Here is a 1,050-nt window from a genome sequence, read left to right as displayed (position 1 = left end):
TGTACATCGGGGATCAGGTGGTCAATGATCTCTCGCCCAAGGAACGCGACATCGCGATGGTGTTTCAGTCGTATGCGCTGTATCCGCACATGAGTGTGGCCGACAACATGGGGTTCGCGCTCAAGTTGGCCAAGACGCCCAAGGACGAGATCGACCGCCGCGTCAAGGACGCGGCCGAGATCTTGGGGTTGACCGAGTATCTGCACCGCAAGCCCAAGGCGCTCTCGGGTGGGCAGCGGCAGCGGGTCGCGATGGGCCGGGCGATCGTGCGTTCGCCGCAGGCGTTTTTGATGGACGAGCCGTTGTCGAACCTGGATGCGAAGTTGCGGGTGCAGATGCGGGCCGAGATCGCGGCGTTGCAGGCCCGGCTTGGGGTCACCACCGTGTATGTCACGCACGATCAGATCGAGGCCATGACGATGGGCGATCGGGTCGCGGTGTTGATGCGGGGCAAGTTGCAGCAGGTCGACGCGCCGCAGAAGTTGTACAACGAGCCCAACAACCTGTTCGTGGCCGGGTTCATCGGCTCGCCGTCGATGAACATCGCCTCGGCCACGCTGGTCAAAGACGACGGGCGGGTCTACGTCGAGCTCGACCGGGGCGCGTCACGGTTGGAGGTGCCCGTCGATGCGCTCGACCGCTATCCCAAGGTTGCCGATCGTGCCGGGGGGCCGGTGGTGATCGGGATGCGGCCCGAACACTTCGCTCCCGTCGACGAGGTCGCCCCCGGGCAGGTGTGGCGCGGACGTGAGGTCACCCTGGTGGAGATGTTGGGGGCCGAGATGCTGGTCCACTTCCGTACCGACACCCCCCCGGTGGTCACCGATGACATGAAAGAAGCCATCGACGACGACGAAGCGTTCGAAGACCTCAAGCGGCAGGCCGAAACCGGCGGACAGACCTTCACCGCCCGCTTCGAACCCGGCAACCCCCCCAAGATCGGCGACCACATCGAGGTCGGCTTCCGCACCGACCAGATGCACTTCTTCGACCCCGACACCGGCCTCGCCCTGCGCTGACCGACCACCACCTACGGCCCGTCCCCGGCCG

General features: G+C 65.5%; 1 protein-coding gene. It reads left to right on the top strand.

Annotation, left to right across the window (positions count from 1 at the left end):
- Positions 1–1,019, top strand: a 1,019-nt coding sequence (locus ACERMF_RS17720) for an ABC transporter ATP-binding protein (RefSeq protein ID WP_373670479.1), incomplete at its 5' end; no start/stop codon positions are given.
- Positions 1,020–1,050: the final 31 nt, after the last annotated feature.

This window comes from Egicoccus sp. AB-alg6-2 (genome assembly GCF_041821025.1).
In the GTDB taxonomy this organism is placed as follows: domain Bacteria; phylum Actinomycetota; class Nitriliruptoria; order Nitriliruptorales; family Nitriliruptoraceae; genus Egicoccus.
The sequence above is the reverse complement of the archived record's forward strand: the minus strand, read 5'-3'. Positions and strand labels throughout refer to the sequence as shown.